Annotated in this window: 14 protein-coding genes; 11 read left to right on the plus strand and 3 right to left on the minus strand. The window is 51.5% G+C overall.

The annotated features are described in order from the left end of the window. Positions 1-63: 63 nt before the first annotated feature. On the minus strand, positions 64-1,029 hold the full coding sequence (locus BM185_RS00370; RefSeq protein ID WP_143089452.1) for a hypothetical protein: 966 nt from the start codon (positions 1,027-1,029) through the stop codon (positions 64-66). A gap of 70 nt (positions 1,030-1,099) precedes the next feature. Between BM185_RS00370 and BM185_RS00375 the strand changes: the two genes are divergently transcribed. From BM185_RS00375 to nrtS, 5 genes are all read left to right on the plus strand, one after another. Beyond that, positions 1,100-1,987 (plus strand): AraC family transcriptional regulator, encoded by an 888-nt coding sequence (locus BM185_RS00375; RefSeq protein ID WP_177203420.1) that lies wholly within the window; start codon positions 1,100-1,102, stop codon positions 1,985-1,987. An 81-nt stretch (positions 1,988-2,068) separates the two neighbouring features. Then, positions 2,069-2,617 carry a carboxymuconolactone decarboxylase family protein gene (locus BM185_RS00380; RefSeq protein ID WP_091957656.1) on the plus strand — a complete coding sequence of 183 codons (549 nt, stop codon included), beginning with the start codon at positions 2,069-2,071 and terminating at the stop codon, positions 2,615-2,617. A 10-nt stretch (positions 2,618-2,627) separates the two neighbouring features. Continuing rightward, positions 2,628-3,203, plus strand: a complete 576-nt coding sequence (locus tag BM185_RS00385; RefSeq protein WP_245751637.1) for a sigma-70 family RNA polymerase sigma factor — start codon at positions 2,628-2,630, stop codon at positions 3,201-3,203. After that, positions 3,190-3,393 (plus strand): zf-HC2 domain-containing protein, encoded by a 204-nt coding sequence (locus BM185_RS00390; RefSeq protein WP_091957662.1) that lies wholly within the window; start codon positions 3,190-3,192, stop codon positions 3,391-3,393. The genes BM185_RS00385 and BM185_RS00390 overlap by 14 nt, the downstream gene beginning before the upstream one ends. Then, positions 3,390-3,629 carry a nitrate/nitrite transporter NrtS gene (nrtS, locus tag BM185_RS00395; RefSeq protein ID WP_091957664.1) on the plus strand — a complete coding sequence of 80 codons (240 nt, stop codon included), beginning with the start codon at positions 3,390-3,392 and terminating at the stop codon, positions 3,627-3,629. Before BM185_RS00390 ends, nrtS begins: the two co-directional genes overlap by 4 nt. Here nrtS and BM185_RS00400 read toward each other — a convergent pair. After that, positions 3,626-5,263: a methyl-accepting chemotaxis protein gene (locus tag BM185_RS00400; protein ID WP_091957666.1), complete on the minus strand. Its 1,638-nt coding sequence runs from the start codon at positions 5,261-5,263 to the stop codon at positions 3,626-3,628. The genes nrtS and BM185_RS00400 overlap by 4 nt on opposite strands. A gap of 116 nt (positions 5,264-5,379) precedes the next feature. Next, positions 5,380-6,786, minus strand: coding sequence for a mercury(II) reductase (merA, locus tag BM185_RS00405; protein WP_091957669.1), 1,407 nt, complete (start codon positions 6,784-6,786; stop codon positions 5,380-5,382). A gap of 72 nt (positions 6,787-6,858) precedes the next feature. Here merA and merR point away from each other — a divergent pair, with 72 nt between their 5' ends. From merR to BM185_RS00435, 6 genes are all read left to right on the plus strand, one after another. Beyond that, complete coding sequence (gene merR, locus BM185_RS00410) at positions 6,859-7,272, plus strand: mercury resistance transcriptional regulator MerR (protein WP_091957673.1); 414 nt, start codon at positions 6,859-6,861, stop codon at positions 7,270-7,272. Positions 7,273-7,360: 88 nt separating this feature from the next. Continuing rightward, positions 7,361-8,737: an SLC5/6 family protein gene (locus BM185_RS00415; protein WP_091957675.1), complete on the plus strand. Its 1,377-nt coding sequence runs from the start codon at positions 7,361-7,363 to the stop codon at positions 8,735-8,737. Beyond that, on the plus strand, positions 8,730-9,662 hold the full coding sequence (locus BM185_RS00420) for a metallophosphoesterase family protein (protein WP_091957677.1): 933 nt from the start codon (positions 8,730-8,732) through the stop codon (positions 9,660-9,662). Before BM185_RS00415 ends, BM185_RS00420 begins: the two co-directional genes overlap by 8 nt. A gap of 76 nt (positions 9,663-9,738) precedes the next feature. Continuing rightward, positions 9,739-10,926: an MFS transporter gene (locus tag BM185_RS00425; protein ID WP_091959823.1), complete on the plus strand. Its 1,188-nt coding sequence runs from the start codon at positions 9,739-9,741 to the stop codon at positions 10,924-10,926. 16 nt (positions 10,927-10,942) lie between these two features. Continuing rightward, entirely contained in the window at positions 10,943-12,124 is a 1,182-nt protein-coding gene (gene chrA / locus BM185_RS00430) for a chromate efflux transporter (RefSeq protein WP_091957680.1), read from the plus strand. Between the two features lie 105 nt (positions 12,125-12,229). Further along, on the plus strand, positions 12,230-14,380 hold the full coding sequence (locus BM185_RS00435; protein WP_091957683.1) for an FAD-dependent oxidoreductase: 2,151 nt from the start codon (positions 12,230-12,232) through the stop codon (positions 14,378-14,380). Positions 14,381-14,386: the final 6 nt, after the last annotated feature.

Consider the following 14,386-nt stretch of genomic DNA (forward strand, 5'->3'; position numbering starts at 1 on the left):
TACCAGGCGTTCTACACAGCTACTGCTATTGCCTAGGAAACCCTGATTTATGCTAAACAGCCTTCAATACGCAGGCAAAAACCTCAGGTTTTCCAGCATCTTGTCGAAAAGTGGGAGGTGTTCTTCGGCCAGGGGCTCCAGGGTAGCGGCATTGATCAGGTAGAAATCGCGATAACCACTTTGAATGAAGACCTGCAAGAGCTGGAAATAGTGGTCATCATCAGGTTGCCAGCGGTAGCTGATCAGCCTGGCGGGCATTTGATCAGGCAGTTGCAGGCTGCGCTCTTCCAGCAGACGGTAGTTGGCCGACTCCTGAAGCTGTGCCACCCGCTCCTCAATGAGTTGTTGCATCCAGTCACTGTTGGAATAATCATTGGGTTCAGCCAGGGTAATGCTAAAAGTAGGCTGGTAGCCCGATTCGCCAGCAACGGCAGGTCCGTAGAAACGCAGCAGTTCAGGTTTTTCTTCCAGGGGCATCCAGCCTTCCGGCAACCAGGCCGAGAGCCGCAGGTGTTGATGTGCCAAATGACCGCTATTCGGGTTAAGGCTGGCGGGCCGATCTTCAGACAGGAAGATCAGCCGTATGGATTCCAGCAACTTTTGGAAGATGGGTAGGTAGGTTGTTGAGTGCTGAGCTGGTGCCCGGCAGTTAAGCGAAAAAAGTTGCTCATCCACCTGAATATAGGCCTCCAGGGCGAGGATTTCGCCCTGGTCATCCTGGATGTTTAACTGTTGAGCAATGCCAGGAAAACCTGCCAGAAGGCGCTCCTCACGTTGCACCAACTGATGGCCGGGGAGGGCAGCGGTTTCTTCTGCCAGCTTCAGATCGGCCTGCTGTTGGCCTGGAAAAAGCTGAGTGCATTTGGCGAGAATACGCGCACCGGGTTCATCCGCTGGGTCCAGATCATCGGCATAAATCACGCTATGCTGGGATGCATTTTCCTGGTATTCCTCAAAACCGACGGGCAGAAGCAGGGAAATACGACTTTGCCAACTAAAGAAGTGAATGCTGTCTGCCGGGGTGCTCATGAGGGTTCCTTGGCGATTGAAAGAGGCAAGTTTATCATTCTTCCAGCCTATTAAGGGGAGAGAGGTCAGTATGCAACAGGAAGACTGGTTGTCCCGTCTGGTACAGCCTTTGGGTATCCACGGCCAGTTGTTTCATGTTGGTAAGCATTGTGGCAATTGGTTGTTGGAACATGATGTTCCCCAAGATCCCAGTTTTCATTTGGTAACAGAAGGGGAATGCTACCTGGTTTGGCCGGATGGTGAGAAAATCCTGTTAAAGCAAGGTGATCTACTCTTTTTTGCTCGTGATCGCCGACATCAATTGCAGCCTGTGGTTGCTGCTAATCAGGCCGCTCAGGAGGTGCCTCTGCAGGCAAGCTTGCCTGGTGTGGGTTTAATCTGCGGCTATTTTCATTTTTGTCAGGGCTACCTTCCTGGCTGGTTTCGGTTGCTTCCACCCTTACTGCATCTTCCTGCTCATTTGGAGGCTTCCAGTCCTCTCGGGCATCTATTAAGGCTGTTGGAAGCTGAAGCCAGTCATCAGGAGTTGGCTGCTTCCCGTATTCTGGAAGTTTTGGCTGAGCCCTTGCTTATTTACTTGTTGAGAGCTGCTTTGCAGCAGGGTGCAGTAAATCGCCAGGCTTTGGAAAATTCAGTACCTGCTTATATTGATACTGCCCTGGCTTTGATGCATGAAACACCTCAAAAAGACTGGGGGGTCACTGCCTTGGCGCGGGAAGTGGGAGTGGCACGTTCGCTGTTGGCTAGTCAGTTTCATGAAACCCTGGGCAAAACTCCCGGTGATTATCTGCGTCACCTTCGCATGCATCGAGCCAGGCAAGAATTGGCTCAGGGTAAGTCTGTCCTGGAAGTTGCTATGGACGTTGGCTATCGTTCAGAAAGTGCTTTTCGCAAAGCATTCAAAGACTTTTGGCAGGATGCGCCGGGTCAGGTGAAGCGGACGCACTCGGCTAAATAATGGACGCAAAAGCCGTTTTTTGTAGGTAACAGGGATTAAGCTGAAAAGTGAAAGCTTGCTTAATCCAATAAGGAGTTACCCGTGACTGATTTTACTCTACATACCCCGGAAAGCGCACCAGATAAGGCTAAAGAAAGGCTGCAAGCCACTCAGGATAAACTGGGCTTTGTCCCCTCCATGTATGGGATGATGGCTAATGCACCGACACTTCTGGAAGGCTATCAGACGCTTTCAGATATTTTTGGGCGCTCCAGCCTTTCTGCTCAGGAGCAGCAGGTTGTGCTCCTGGCGGTGAGTGTTGCCAATGGTTGTGAGTTCTGTGTGGCTGCTCATACCACTTTGGCACAGGGTGCAGGTGTTGATGCTGCAGTTATTAATGCATTGCGGGATGAAAGCCCAATCAGTGACCCGCGCCTTCAAGCGTTAGCTGAGTTTACTCTAGCCCTTGTTAATAAGCAGGGTTGGGCTGGAAAAGAAGTGGATGCTTTTCTAGCTGCCGGTTTTGAGCAGCAACAAGTGATGGAAGTGGTTTTGGCTGCTGGTTTGAAAACACTGAGCAACTATACTAACCACCTTACCAACCCACCCTTGAATGAGGCCTTCGCCAAAAATGCATGGAAAGCCAGTTGATTCTATAAACTTGAGCCAGCGCCTGGAGGCTTTGCGACCCAGGTTGCTGGCGTTTGCACGCTTGCAGCTGAGGTTTGATGATCAAGCTGAAGATGCTGTGCAGGAGGCTCTGCTGGCCGCTTTTAATAAGCTGGATAGTTTTGATGGCCGCTCCCAGTTTGAAACCTGGGTGTTTGGTATTCTGCGATTTAAAATTCTGGATATCTTTCGTAGCCAAAAAAAACGTGGCAACTGGTTGCTGGACGAGGCAGCCTGGCCCAGTGAAGAAGAACTGGACAGACAGTTTAAAAACTCAGGTTTCTGGGAAAGTGAAGCCCGGCCCCAGACCTGGGGTGACCCAGAAGCGGCCCTGGCTTCCAGCCATTTTTGGCGGGTTTTTGATGCCTGCATGATTCATTTACCAGATGTTCCAGCTAGAGTTTTTTCTTTGCGCGAACTGATGGAAATGGAAATCTGTGATATCTGCGAACTCTTGGGTATTTCTGAAAATAACTGCTCGGTGATTCTGTATCGGGCCAGAATGAAGCTGCGCCAGTGCTTGGAAAAAGGTTGGTTGAGTGAGGAGGTATCCAATGCTGACCTGTAAACAAGCCACCCAACTCATGTCGGCCAGCCAGGATAGAAGCCTGACGCGCAAGGAGCATTGGAGTCTGAAAATGCATGAAATGCTCTGCAAGGGTTGCCGCAACTGTCACCAACAATTGAATCTGCTGCATCAACTGGGGCCGGAGTGGCAAAAGCGTCTGCAGGGTGATGAAGAGAAGGGGGCGTCATGAATGCAAAGCTAGGTTATTACTGCTCCTTGTGTTTATTGCCTAAGGTGATACGCAATGCGATCAAAATAGCCTTGGTTGTTGGTATTGTTCTCAATCTAATCAATCAAGGCAGTGCCCTTTGGGGCGCTGCATCCATCAGCTGGCCCCACTTCTTTATGAATTTTCTTGTTCCCTTCTGTGTTGCTACCTACAGTGCTGTTAAAAATGAACTCAGTCACCGAAAGTCTGGGGCCTAGTAGATTTTCAACTGGCGGGTGAGGTTTTCTATGGTGCTGCTGATAGCTCTGAGTTGTTCGCTGGCTCCCTGAGTTTGGTCGGACTGAGCAGCATTGTCATCCGCTTTGGTTGAAATCTTCTCGATGGTTTCAGCAACTTCTCTGGCGGCAACACTTTGTTCTTGCAGCACCTGCTGAATATCCAAAGTGGCCTGAACCACGCGGTTGGTTTCATTTTCAATATTGGCCACTGAGTGGCTGGCTTCTCTGGCAGTATTAACGCCCTGCTCGACACGTCCTACGCCTTCACGCATGCGTACCACGGCCTGTTTGGTTTTTTCCTGAACCTGATGAACCATTCCGGTAATATCTTCGGTGGAATTAGAGGTTCTTTCCGCCAGGTTGCGAACTTCATCAGCCACAACTGCAAAACCTCGGCCCAGGTCACCGGCTCGGGCTGCTTCTATCGCTGCGTTCAGTGCCAGCAGGTTGGTTTGTTCGGCGATGCCGCGAATGGTTTCAACGATACTGCCTATTTGGTTGGAAAGTTCATCCAAGGCTTCCAGCTCTTCTGAGGACTCTCGGACAGCATCAGCAATGGAAGCAATCTCCTGAGTACTTTCATTGACCGCTTGAGCACCACTGTTGGCAGCCCGCCCTGCTTGGGTTGAAGCTTCATGCGCGGCTTTGGCGTTTTCTCCGATTTGTTCAACGGAAGCACTCAGCTCTTCAAGAGCGGCAGCCATACTTGCCGCTGCTTCAGATTGTTCCTGCGCACCTAAAGCGGTTTTTTTGCTGGAAGCGACCAGCTCATCAGCGGACTGGTTCAGGGAGGTTGATGAACGGCTGAATTGGAAGGCCATTTCATAAAAGCGATTGCGCAGGGTTTGCATGGCATTAAACACCTGGCCTATGGCATCACTTTTGCCTAAAGGTGTTTCAGTGCGCAGGTTACCCTTACCTATTTCCAGTGCAATATGGCTCAACTGTTTGAGCCGTGTTAACTGTTTGGTGACCAGATACCAGAGAAGTAGTAAGCCGGTTGTACCCACTGCGCCCATTAATACGACTAAGCGAATTAAAGGGGCAGGGTCGCTGGAGCGAAGGATTTCGAAAAAGGCAGCCAAAGCCATGCCAAGAAAACTGATTAAATAAAGCAGCATAGCCTTACGGGGGAAATCCAGGTTATCCAGGTAGCGACCAATACGGCCCAGAATCCCCGGAGTGATGACATGCCCCAGATGAAAGCGGATTTTCCGACCCTTTTGCATTTGTTGGTAAAGCTGAGCAGCCTGATGAATTTCATCAGTTGTTGGTTTGAGGCGAACACTCATATAACCGCCCTGACCATCCGGGTTCATGTTGGCCTTGACCCAGTAATGGCCTCCATCCTTGCAGCGGTTCTTGATAATACCCTGCCAGGCGCGACCTTTTTTCAGCGTGGCCCAGGCATCCCGAAAAACTTCGGGTGGCATATCCGGGTGCCGGATGATGTTGTGAGGCTGTCCCAGAAGCTCCTGTTCACTGAAGCCGGAAAAGTGAATGAAGTCATCGTTCACATAGGTGATCTGCCCCTTGGCATCCGTGTGAGAAATGATGACGCTGCGCTCATCCAGAGGATAATCGGTGGCATTGACGGGTTGGTTGTTACGCATGGCGACTGACTCCTGTTTTCTATTCCGTCGCTATCGAGCTGCTTTTCTTACACATCCTGGCCCAAGAAGTTTTGTGCATCATCTCACATTCGGTTGCTTTTTAGACAAGTGGTTTTTTATCCCGCACAACAAGATAGTTGTTTTACATCCCTTGTGAAGGTTTGTGCGCAAAGTTTGAGGCCTTCCACCAGGGTCAGGTAAGGAAACAACTCATTACTGATGTCTTGTACCGTCATGCCTGCTCTTAGTGCCAGGACTGCCGTTTGGATCAGCTCACCAGCTTCTGGTGCGACTGCCTGTACTCCCAACAAACGCCCTGAATTACGTTCGGCTACCATCTTGATAAATCCATGGGTGTCAAAATTCACCAGCGCGCGGGGCACATTTTCCAGGTCAAGTACGCGGGTATCAATGTTGAAACCCTGCTTCAGCGCTTGGCTTTCTGTCAGACCTGCGGTTGCAACTTGAGGATCAGTGAACATCACCCCGGGCATGGCGCTGAGATCCAGGGTTGTTTCACCTCCTGTCATGTTGATGGCAGCCCGACTGCCCCCGGCAGCGGCGACATAGACAAATTGTGGCTGATCGGTGCAGTCACCAGCAGCATAAATACCAGGGACTGAGGTTTGCAATTGATCGTTCACCAGAATTGCACCCTGCTGGGTTTTAATGCCGATGCTCTCCAGATTGAGCGCTTCAGTGTTGGGAGTTCGACCGGTTGCTATCAGTAATTGGTCTGCCCGCAAGGTGCCAGAATGAGTATCCACAATGAATTCCTGGTCTGTATAGTCAATACGGTTGGCCTGGGTCTGTTTGAGTAGCTCAATGCCCTCACGTTTTAATACAACTTCCAGAGCCTCGCCGATGGCTGGATCCTCGCTGGACAACAGGCCGCTTCGGGCCAACACGGTGACTTGGCTACCCAACCGGGCGAAGGCCTGGGCCAATTCCAGAGCGATGAAGCCGGCACCCATGACGATCAGTCGTTCGGGCAGGATATCCAGTAGCAGCGCACTGGTGGAAGTGAGGTAGGGAGTTTCAGCCAGGCCGGGTATCGGTGGTTCTGCAGGACGGGCACCAGTGCCAATAAAGGCACGATCAAAGGTTATTTTTTGCTCATTACCATCACTTGATTTGACTAGCAGATTATTGGTATCGACAAACTGAGCTTCACCACTGAAGACAGTGATGGCGGGGTTGTTGTGCAATATGTTTTGATACTTTTTGTCACGCAGCTCTTCGACACGAGCTTGCTGTTGTTTAAGCAGTTTTTCTCGGTTCACTATTGCTGGTTGGGCACTCAGCCCGTCATCAAAAGGGCTTGCCTTGCGTAGCTGGGCAATATGCGCAGCCCGAATCATGATTTTTGAAGGTACGCAGCCTATATTGACGCAGGTGCCGCCGACAGTGCTGCGTTCGATTAGAGTGATACGTGCCCCGCGCTCCACCGCCTTCAAAGCAGCTGCCATGGAAGCTCCACCACTACCGATGACTGCGATATGCAGGTTTTTGTTATAACCCATTTTGAAGCTCCTTTTATTGCTTTGTTTGATGGGATAAGGTTACTTCCGTAGTGAGCTACGGAGTCAAGCACTATGTCAGATCGAGCAAACTCATTGACCATCGGTGGCCTGGCCAAGGCAGCGAAGGTTCATATTGAAACCATTCGTTATTACCAGCGTAGGGGGCTGTTACAGGAGCCACAACGCCCGCCTGGGGGTGTCAGGCGTTATGGCGATACGGATGTCAGGAGGCTGGCATTTGTAAAAAGGGCGCAGCAGCTGGGTTTCAGTCTTGATGAAGTCGGCGACTTGCTTCGCCTGGAGGATGGTGCTTCTTGTCAGGAAGCCCGCATTCTTGCGGAGCACAAATTGCAGGATGTGCGTGAAAAAATCGACGGGTTAGTGAAAATCGAGATGGCTCTGGGAGAGATGATTGACCGATGCCAGGAGTATCAAGGCAGAATCACCTGTCCGCTTATTGTGTCCTTGCATGAAGGGTTTAATTGAACAGAAGGACAAAGATTTTTTGATTCTTTTGTAAGACTGATTGGAGAAATGCGACCAAGCCATAAATAATTGTTCGAGGATAAGGAAGATGATTACTTCCTCTTTTCAGGTTGCAATGCTTTTGTCGGTCTTACTATCTATTGCCGGGCTGAGCTGGTGGGTTGCTCCTCGTGTGCGAACGGTAGAAGGTTTTTTTAGAGGGCAGGAACCAGGATATGCTCCCGGAGTCTGGACCTTGACTCTTTCCCAGGTCACGACCTGGATTTTTGCACGCTCCCTGATGAATGCGGCCTTGCTGGGCTATTTTTTCGGGATAGCCGGAACCCTGGCTTATGCCGTTTATTATGGTTCTTTTCTAACCGGTTGGTTGATTATTGATCGACTAAGGTTTGTGCAGGGCTATAGCAATATCCAGGGTTTTTTCAGTGACCGTTTTGGTCGCCTGGGTGTGGTTTGCTACAACCTTTTGGTTTCCTTACGCCTGCTATCAGAAGTATTTGCCAATTTGCTGGTGGTGGGTATCGTTTTTGGTGCTGCTGGTTCGGGTGCCTATAATCTGGCCATTCTGGCCGTTGCGGGTATCACGCTTTTATACTCACTCAAGGGTGGTTTGAGTGCTTCCCTGAGAACCGATGTGCAGCAGATGCTGCTGCTTGTGGCAGTTCTTGTGGTGCTTTTGGTGATGCTGGTTAGCCACAGCCAATTTGATCTGCCTGCTCTGGTTACGAGTTCACCCGAATTGGTCAGCCCAGGGTGGATACTACTTTTGGTAGCGCTATTGCAGGTTATCAGCTACCCCTTACATGATCCGGTGATGATGGATCGGGGTTTCCTGGCTGATCGCAGAACCACCCGTAAAAGCTTTATTCAAGCCTTCTGGATTTCCACTGCCTTCATTGTCTTGTTTGGTTTGCTGGGGGTCTTTGCAGGCCTGCACCGGGTTGGTGATGAGGAGATGATGGCAACCCTGCAACGACTTTTGGGCACGCCGGCTATTTTTCTGTTGGGTTTGGCGTTGATCGTTTCAGCCGCTTCAACTCTGGATTCCACTCTGTCCAGTGCATCCAAGCTGGCAATAGTGGATATGGGTATGGGCCGGGTAGAACCCAACCGGGGGCGGCTCGCCATGTTGCTCTTCACCCTGGGTGGTTTGTTGTTGGTGTATTTCGGCACCAATGATTTGTATGCAGCGGTTGCGGTGAGTGGCACGGCTTCGCTATTTCTGACACCGATCATCATTTTTTGCATCTGGATGAATCGGCAGGTGGCCCAGTGGAGCTTCCTGGTTAATTTTCTGTTTGCTGTGGGTGGCTCAGTGGTTTATTTCCTGGAAACCTCTGGTTATCTGAACTGGATAGGTTACTGGACAGGTGTTGAGCATGACTACAGCAAGCTTTTGCTACTGACGGTGTTTATTTTGTCAGTGGGCATGATCAGTTTTTGGTGGGGGATGCAAGATGAGTGATTTGATTGCCGGGCGTAGCTGCCCCCTGGATTATCAGTATCGGCCTGAAGATATAGCAGCAGCACCCGAAGCCTTTTTCTGTGATGTGCTCTATGTGGTGGGCGGCTTGTATGGCAATCCTTTTGCGCTCAAGGCGGTTGAGGAATTGGTTGCCAGGGAGCCAGGCGCGCGCGTGGTATTTAATGGTGACTTTCATTGGTTTGATGCTGAAGATCACTGGTTTAATTGGATTCAGGAAGGGGTTGGGGCTTTTGATGCTTTGGCGGGTAATGTGGAAAAAGAGTTGGCACGGGATGCCGCTGATGCGGGCTGTGGTTGTGCCTACCCGGAGAAAGTTGATCAGGCTCTGGTGGAGCGCTCCAATCGAATTCACCAAAAGTTAAAAGAGCAAATGCCAAAGGATGAAGCCCTTCTAGATAGCCTGAAAGCCTTGCCTTCCTTTATGAAGGTTGAAGTCGGCGGGCGAACTTTGGCACTGGTACATGGTGACCCCGCTTCCCTGGCGGGTTGGGGTCTGGATCGGGAAGGTATTGATGAGCCGGAACGTGAGGCTAGTATCCGCAGCTGGTTGCAAGCAGCAAAAGTAGATGCTTTTGCTTCTTCCCACACCTGCCAACCCGTGAGTCGCCGCTATCCGGAAGGTGTGATTATTAATAATGGTGCTGCCGGAATGCCCAACTTTAATGATGGCCTTTATGGCGTGGTGACACGTATTGCTGCCCAGCCGGGGCCAGTCAAGTCGCTTTATTCGACCTCCTATCAGGGATTGATTTATGAAGCCTTGCCTTTGCATTATGATGCCTCAGCCTGGCAAGAGTGGTTTCTGAATTACTGGCCGGAAGGTTCGGATGCCTGGGCCTCCTATTGGTCCAGGATTCATAAAGGAACCTCTTTATCCTTGAAGGATGCAGCCCCTTTGGGGTGATCGGCTTGATATTAGGGCTCTGATCAAAGACTATTCAAGCAGTCGATTGAGTCTTGCTAAGGAGTTGGTACTGATTATGTCAGGCCTTGCCCATGAAAAACGTAATGTTGCCATACTGGTGACCAGCCAAATGCTGTTTATGATTGCCTCCATCACGGTGATGACTTTAAGTGGTGTAGTGGGAGCTCATTTGAGTCCAGATCCTGCCTTGGCGACGCTACCCATTGCCATGATGATGCTGGGGACGGTGGTTTCAACCCTTCCAGCTTCCTTGTTTATGAAAAAGGTTGGCCGTCGGCTGGGCTTTCTGGTTGGAGTTACCCTGGGTGGTCTCGGTGGAGGCCTGCTTAGTTTCACTGCAATTGCTCTGGATTCCTTCTGGCTATTTGCAGCGGGTAATCTGCTGCTCGGGGTGTATCAAGGTTTTGCCATGTATTACCGCTTTGCCGCAGCGGATGTTGCCAGCCCGGCCTTCAAAAGCCGAGCGATTTCCTTGGTCATGGCGGCCGGGGTTGTGGCTGCCTTTTTGGGCCCCTGGAATGCCAGCCTGTTGGTGGACTGGATTGCCAGGGTGCCTCTGGGCGGCCCCTATTTGATGATTGCCTTGCTGGCTTTGGTGGCTCTGGGGCTGTTGAGTCAGTTGCAGGTGCCGCCCAGTGGTGAGCCTCAACCAGGTGATGAATTGCGCCCCATGAAACAGATCGCCGCTCAGCCAGCTTTTATTGCTGCGGTCATGGCGGCGGCTGTGGGTTATGCCGTCATGATTCTGGTGATGACGGCAACACCCCTGGCGATGCGTTCGGCAGGCTTTGAAATGAGTCAGGTGGCTTTCATCATGCAGTGGCATGTGCTGGGAATGTTTGCGCCTTCTTTTGTGACCGGAAGTCTAATCGCCCGTTTTGGTGTAGAAAAAATACTGTTAGTGGGTGCCTTGCTGCTGGCGGCAACGACGCTTGTTGCTACTCAGGGGCAAACGCTGGCGCATTTTTGGGTCGCCTTGGTGCTTTTGGGTGTCGGCTGGAATTTCCTGTTTATCGGTGGCAGTGCCCTGTTAACCCGACTGCACAGTGAAAGAGAAAGAGGCAAGGTGCAGGGTGTGAATGATTTTATTATTTTTTCATTCGTTGCCCTGGGTTCGTTGATGTCCGGACAGCTGATGCACTACCTGGGCTGGGAGCTTTTGAATTTGACCATGCTGGCTCCGGTGCTGCTGGTCGTCCTAGTGATAGGTTGGTGGCAATTCAGAAGGCCGGCTGTGGCCTGAGGGAAGGATTATTGGCATGCAAAGACTCCTGGAAGTGGGTCGTATTTTTCTGCTCTTGGGTTTGACGTCCTTTGGTGGACCTATAGCGCATTTGGGTTATTTTCGTCAGGAGTTTGTTGAAAAGCGTCGCTGGCTACAAGAAAAGGATTATGCCGATCTGGTGGCCTTGTGTCAGTTTCTACCCGGCCCAGCCAGTAGTCAGGTTGGTTTTGCGCTGGGTTTACAAAGAGCGGGGCTGGCCGGTGGTTTTTTGGCTTGGCTGGCTTTTACTCTACCTTCTGCCTTGCTGCTGTTTGCTTTTGCCTGGGGTAGCCTGACCTTTCAAGAAGTCTTGGGCACTGGCTTGATTGTCAGCCTTAAGCTAGTTGCTGTGGTGGTGGTGGCTCATGCGGTTTGGGGGATGAGTAAAAATCTCTGCCCTGATCCGGCAAGAGCCAGTTTGGGCCTGCTGGCGGCCTTGATCGTCCTTTTAGCCAGCCCCTGGTTGGGGGTGGTCACGCCGCTGGTGGCTCTGATTACCGGCAGCCTGCTGGGCTGGTGGTTTTTACCCCATCAACAGGAAACAACAACTGCCATTGCTGAAATCAGCTATGTCAGTAAGCGACTGGCGAAAATCTGTCTGCTGGTTTTTGTCCTTCTTTTCTTGGGGCTGCCCTTACTGGCCTTGCCAGGATCTGCACTAGTGGCCCTAGTGGATGCTTTTTACCGGGCCGGTGCACTGGTGTTTGGTGGTGGGCATGTTGTCCTGCCGCTTTTGGAAGCAGAAACCGTACAGAAGGGATGGGTCGCTGCGGATGAATTTCTGGCCGGCTATGGGGTCGCTCAGGCGATACCTGGTCCCTTGTTTACTTTTGCCGCCTATCTGGGCGCTCTGATTCCGGGTACATCTGCCTGGTTGGGTGCCCTAGTGGCGCTGGTTAGCCTCTTCTTGCCAGGCCTTCTGTTGTTATTGGCGGTAATGCCCTGGTGGAATCAACTGCGCCAAGAGTCCTGGGCGCAGTCAGGGCTGAAAGGGGCCAATGCTTCAGTCGTCGGGATTTTAGGCGCCATCCTTTATGATCCTCTGATTACTTCCAGTCTGCATGGCCCGGTGGAACTGGCATTGGTATTGACGGGTCTGGTGTTGATGCAGGTTTGGAAACTGCCTTCCTGGGCCTTGGTGTTACTGTTACTCGCTGCAGCGCCTTTTTTGGGTTAAGTCTTGAGCTAACTAAGCCTTTGCAGCTGTTTATAAATGCTTTGTAAGCTTTGCCCTTTTTCTGCGACCAAGCATTACACTGAATAAAAATTAAGGATGCTGGTCATGTTCAAAAAACTTTTTTTCCTGATTCTGGTCGTGGCCCTGGTGCTGCTGGTTTGGCAGTTGGGCTGGCTGGATGCGCTGACTTTTGACAACCTCAAACGCCAGCAGGATGAACTTCTTGCCTTGCGGGCTGCTCAGCCGCTGTTGCTCAGTGGACTGTATTTTCTAATCTATGTTGGGGTAACCGCCCTCTCTTTACCTGGCGCTGCAATAATGACCCTGGCGGGTGGAGCCATTTTTGGTCTGGGCTGGGGTCTGTTGCTGGTGTCTTTTGCGTCTACCCTGGGTGCGACTCTGGCGATGCTGGTGTCCCGCTTTCTGTTGCGTGATTGGGTCAAGACGCGCTTCAGCAAATCCATGACGAAGTTGGATGCAGGCATGAAAAAAGAAGGAGCCTTTTATCTGTTTGCTCTGCGCCTGGTTCCGGCTTTCCCCTTCTTTGTGATCAATCTGGTCATGGGTCTGACACCCATCAAGGTCTGGACCTACTGGTGGGTTAGTCAAGTTGGTATGCTGGCAGGAACGGTGGTTTATGTGAATGCCGGTACTCAGTTGGCCCAAATCAGTGGCCCCGGTGATGTGCTCTCACCCTCGCTCCTGATTTCCTTTGCACTCTTAGGGATCTTTCCTTTGTTGGCCCGCAAACTGTTGAACGTCTTTAAGAGCCGTAAACACCTCAGTCGCTGGTCCAAACCCAAAAGCTTTGATACCAATCTGCTGGTCATAGGGGCGGGCAGTGGGGGCCTGGTGGCCGCTTATATTGCGGCTGCCGTGAAAGCCAAGGTGGCCCTGGTGGAAAAACACCAGATGGGCGGTGACTGCCTGAATACCGGCTGTGTGCCTTCCAAGGCCTTGATACGCTCGGCCCGTCTGGCCCAGGAAATGCGTGAAGCGGAAAATTACGGCCTGAAAAGCCAGGAACCCGAGGTGGATTTTCAACAGGTTATGGGGCGTATTCACCAGGTTATTAAACAGATAGAGCCGCATGATTCAGTGGAACGTTTTACCGGCCTGGGGGTGGAGGTTAAAGAAGGCACAGCCCGTTTGCTGTCGCCCTGGGAAGTGGAGATTACTCTGAATTCCGGTGAAACCCAGCGGATGACCAGTCGCAGTATTGTTTTGGCCACAGGTGCAGAACCGCTGGTGCCTGAATTGCCGGGTCTGGATCAGGTGGATTATCTGACTTCAGATAACCTCTGGAATCTCCAGGAGCTGCCCGAGCGCCTGCTGGTTTTGGGAGGCGGCCCCATCGGTTGTGAGTTGAGTCAGGCCTTTCAGCGTCTGGGTGCGCAGGTGACTCAGGTGGAAAGAGGTGCCCAACTACTGCCGCGTGAAGACGCCGATGCCAGTGCCGCTGTGCTACAAAAAATGCAGGCAGAGGGTGTGTATATCAGGCTGGAACATCAGGCCGTGCGCATTGAAAAAAAGGGCAAAGAAACTTTATTGATTGCCACCAATAACCAGGGCGAAGAAGTGACGCTGGCCTTTGATCGTCTTCTGGTGGCGGTGGGTCGTAAACCACGTTTGACCGGCTATGGCCTGGAAGAACTGGGCCTCTTGCCTGAACCCGGAAGGACACTGGAAACCAACGCCTATCTGCAAACCCTTTATCCCAGCATCTATGCCTGTGGCGATCTGGTCGGCCCTTATCAACTGACTCACGCTGCCTCGCATCAGGCCTGGCATGCCACGGTGAATGCGCTCTTTGGTCATCTTAAATCCTTCAAAGTAGATTATTCTTTTCTACCCTGGGCAACCTTTACCGACCCGGAAGTGGCGCGGGTGGGTTTGAATGAAAAAGAAGCCCAGAAGCAGGGCGTGACCTATGAGGTGACCCACTATGGCATTGATGATCTGGACCGTGCCCTGGCTGATGGTCAGGCCTATGGTTTTGTGAAGGTTTTGACGCCACCAGGCAAGGATAAAATTCTTGGAGTGACGCTGGTGGGGCCCCATGCCGGGGATTTGATTGCTGAGTTTGTATTGGCCATGAAACATGGCCTGGGGATGAACAAGCTGCTGGGTACGATTCATATTTATCCAACAATGACCGAAGCCAATAAGTTTGCTGCCGGCAATTGGAAAAAGGCCCATGCGCCTGAAAAGGTTCTGGCCTGGCTTAAAAAATACCATCAGTGGCGCTTGAAGTAGCAGGAG

Origin of the sequence: Marinospirillum celere (genome assembly GCF_900112235.1) — a bacterium.
Taxonomy (GTDB): Bacteria; Pseudomonadota; Gammaproteobacteria; order Pseudomonadales; family Halomonadaceae; genus Marinospirillum; species Marinospirillum celere.